Source organism: Candidatus Hydrogenedentota bacterium (assembly GCA_018005585.1).
GTDB lineage: Bacteria > Hydrogenedentota > Hydrogenedentia > Hydrogenedentales > JAGMZX01 > JAGMZX01.
Window position 1 is genome coordinate 1 of the sequence record JAGMZX010000272.1, and the last position, 3,573, is coordinate 3,573.

Annotated in this window: 4 protein-coding genes; 1 reads left to right on the forward strand and 3 read right to left on the reverse strand. The window is 64.3% G+C overall.

Annotated elements, in window-relative coordinates; all coding sequences use genetic code 11:
• The coding region (locus tag KA184_23605; GenBank protein ID MBP8132577.1) for a hypothetical protein at positions 1 to 678 on the forward strand (678 nt) is incomplete at its 5' end.
• A 54-nt stretch (positions 679 to 732) separates the two neighbouring features.
• Here KA184_23605 and KA184_23610 read toward each other — a convergent pair.
• The 3 genes from KA184_23610 to KA184_23620 all read right to left on the reverse strand — a co-directional run bounded on the left by KA184_23610 (position 733) and on the right by KA184_23620 (position 3,559).
• Positions 733 to 1,455, reverse strand: a complete 723-nt coding sequence (locus tag KA184_23610) for an NAD(+)/NADH kinase (GenBank protein MBP8132578.1) — start codon at positions 1,453 to 1,455, stop codon at positions 733 to 735.
• A gap of 112 nt (positions 1,456 to 1,567) precedes the next feature.
• Complete coding sequence (locus tag KA184_23615) at positions 1,568 to 3,187, reverse strand: iron ABC transporter permease (GenBank protein MBP8132579.1); 1,620 nt, start codon at positions 3,185 to 3,187, stop codon at positions 1,568 to 1,570.
• 9 nt (positions 3,188 to 3,196) lie between these two features.
• On the reverse strand, positions 3,197 to 3,559 hold the full coding sequence (locus KA184_23620; protein ID MBP8132580.1) for a PilZ domain-containing protein: 363 nt from the start codon (positions 3,557 to 3,559) through the stop codon (positions 3,197 to 3,199).
• Positions 3,560 to 3,573: the final 14 nt, after the last annotated feature.

Here is a 3,573-nt window from a genome sequence, read left to right on the forward strand (position 1 = left end):
GGCGAGGGGGAAGGGGAAGGGGAAGGGGAAGGCGAGGGGGAAGGCGAAGGGGAAGGCGAGGGCGAAGGGGAGCTCTGTGACGGTGTGCTGACCGAGTGTCCCGATTTCGACACACAGGGCGAGGCGCTCTACAATGGCGTATTCGGTTACGACTGGGCCGCCGCGGACCTCGATAACACCGGCCTTGCCGACAGCTGGGAGGCGGCATTGTTCAATGCCGTGCTTTGCGACACCAGCGACCGCCTGAACCGGCAGGCCGTCTGCACGTTTCTCGCGAATCGCGCCGCGTTTCTCAACGAACCAGCCGCCGCGACCTATGGCGGCCAGGCGGATGTCATCGCGGCGTTCCTGACAGCGAGCACCACGTTGCAGGCCGCTATCAGAGCCGAACTGGGCCTGACGGGGAATTACACGGTGGTGGCCGCCGCTGGGAAAGCATCGCTTGAACTCTTTGCGCCGAACGGCGACCTGGACAGCGATATCTGGGTCAATGGCGCCGAGTACGACAATATCCTCGCTGCGGCCCGCCCGCGCGCCGACTATGTCTACGTCGCGCGCAACCCGCTGTTGCATGGCTCCGAAGACCCGGATGCGGAAGTGCCGCTTGCGAGCGGCCTGGGGCTTGCCGCCCTGGCCGGGCTTGTGGCCCTGGCCGCGAGACGCGTCTCGAAGCGGTAACGGCGGCTCGCGCCCCCGAAGAAAGAGAGAGGCCGTGAAATGACGCGTTGCGTCTCAGAACGGCTCGGCGAGGCGGTGGACCGTGCCGCAGGTCAGGATCGTCGCGCCACGGGGGTGCTTGCGCGTGATGAGTTGGTCGCCTTCCTCCAGGTCTATGTACTGGGTGGACGAGTCAAAGGCGAGGATTGCCGGCCCGCGCGTGACCAAAACGCGCACCTGAACCGAATCCGGCACCACCAGATGATTGGTGTGCTCGCTGGTGGCCTTGAACGCGATCCCAATACCCTGCGTGAACGCGCACCGCGTGATCTTGTTGAAGTACGCCGTGCTGCCGAAAGGCGTGCACAACACCAGACCGTCGCCTAGAATCTCGATGCCTTCCTCGTACGGATAGTCGTTGAGCCAGAGGCGAAAACGTACGGCGCTGTTGATGCGCCCCTTGTGTACATTGATTTCGTTCAGCGCGGTGACATAGCAGTCGGGCTCGCTTTCGCCGCGGCGTTGAATCGCGCATTCGACTTTCGTGTACTTCGTATGCAGGAGCGAGCCGTTGGCCAGATGCTGGATCACCTCGGCCGCGGGATGGCGAATGCAGCGTTTGCCCCGCATACTGTTCAGGATTGGCGCTTTCGGCACGCCCGGCCACGCCAATTCCGCGGCGAGCAGCGTGCCGTCGCCGCCATAGGAAACAACGATATCCGGGTCCGTATCCACACGGACCAGATTCGCATGTTTGGCCACCTCTTTTTCGAGGTCGCGCGCTTGCGCGCCAAACAACAATACTCTCTGTGCGTTATTCTTGGTACTTGGCATATGCGTGCAAGAACGGCAGACTGAAAAATCACAAACTCACGGCGATGCGCTCCTCGCGCGTTATTATAGCACGGTTCTAAAAGACGCGTGTCGAGAACCTTCGGCCCGCGAGGAATACGCCCGCCACCAGCAGCATGAGCAGCACGCTGTAGGCCGACGCGCCGGTGATCAGGCTGTCATGCAGAATCTCGCCAATCTTGACGGAAACCGGCTTGTTCGCAGCCGTGCAAAGCAGGATGGACGCGACGAACTCGCCCAGGCTCGTGGCGAACACGAGCGCCGTTGCGGCGGCGATGGCCGGGGCGAGCAACGGAAGGACGATCCGGCGGAAGCAATACGCCCGGGACGCGCCGAGCGTCTGCCCTGCTTCGAGGAGCGCGGCGTCGAAAGGCTCGATGGCCGCGGCGGCCATCCGCGTAAACAAGGGCGCGCCGCGGATGTAATAGGCGATAGGCAGGAGCCAGACCGTGTTCGCCAGAGGGAGCCAAGGGTCGTTGAAAGCCACGATCAGGTTCATGGCGATCACCGTTCCGGGCAGCGCCCAGGGGATCATCACGAGGAAATTGACCACGCCGCGCCACGGGCGCTTCCGGGCAATGAGGTAGGCGGCCGGCGCGCCAATTACGACCACCGCGGCGGTGCCGGCGGCGCTCATCCACAGGCTGTTGCCGATGGGCGCGAGCGCGCCGGAATGGCGAAACACCTCCACATAGTTCATCAACGTGAAACGGGTAGGCACGAGTTGCGTGTTCCATGCCCGGTAATCGATCAACGACAGCCAGATCAGCGCGAGATGCGGCATCAGGAGCAGCCCCGTCGCGCACCAGGCCAGACAGGCCGCTCCGAAGCGTCCCGCGCGCGTGCGCAGCGGCCGCGGCGCGCCTTTCGACGCCGCGCGTCCCGGCTGCCGCGTCCGCCGAAACAGCAGCACGCCCAGCAACGATACCGCCGCGAGGCAAACGCTCAACGTCAGCGCCGCGCCGTCGTCGCCCGCGATGCGCTTGTGATATACCTCGACGCTCAGCATGGGCATATTGCCGCCGAGAAAGAACGGCGCGCTGAACGAAGCCGCGGACGACATGAACGTCAACAGGGCCGCGCTCAGCAGGGCCGGCGACAATTGCGGCAACAGGACGCGAAGGAAGACGCGCACGTGTCCGGATCCGAGCGTGCGGGCCGCCTCCACCTGCGCGTAATCCAGGGATTCCAGCGCGGACGAAACCGTGGCGTAGAAGAAAACGAAGAACGCGTGGGTGTGCACAAGCAGGACGGCCGCGGCGCCGGACAGGGCAATCTCGCCGCCGCCGAACAGGCGCTGGATCATGCGCGGCGCCAAGCCGCCCGGGCCGATGAGAAAATAGAAACTCAGCACGCCGACGAGCGGCGGCAACGCGAAGGGCAGATAGGCCAGAGCCGCCGCAAGAGAACGCCCGCGGAACGCCACGCGCGTGAAGAAAAAGGCGAGCGCCGTTCCCGCGAGACCCGCGCTAAGGACCGAGGCAAGACTAATGAGCAGCGTATTGCGCACGGCCCCGTAACCGGCGCTTTCGCGAATCACCTCGAAGCGCCACGCCCGCCCCGCCTCGAGCAACATGCGCGCGGTCGGATACGCGACGGAAACACCCAGAGCCACCAGGCAAAATAAGAGGACCGCACGGTCGAAACGCCGGATGTCTTGTCTGCTGCGCGCGTTCACGAACGGAGCTTACTTGCCCTTGCTGTCCCCGGCGAGGTCGTGCTCGACGAATTTGTGTACCGCCTTGTGGTCCTCGTCGGAAATGCGGGTGAAGAGGATGGCGACCTGGTAGTGGCCCGCTTCTTCTTCGTGGGGATCGCAGCGGACGACAACGCCGTCCGCATTGATGAAGCGGTCAAAAGGTTTTGGCAGTTCCAGCGCGATCTGCATCCGCGTCATGAGGGCCACTGGCCGGTTCGTGTGGCACAACACACCGTTTGCGCTGATGTTATCCACGTGGTTGAAGACTTCCGGCGCCACGTCGGCCGCGCGCGCGGGCACACTGCTGTGGCTGCGCGGAAACCGGCGGCGGTCACTTTCTGCTGAACTCATGGCGAATCCCCTCG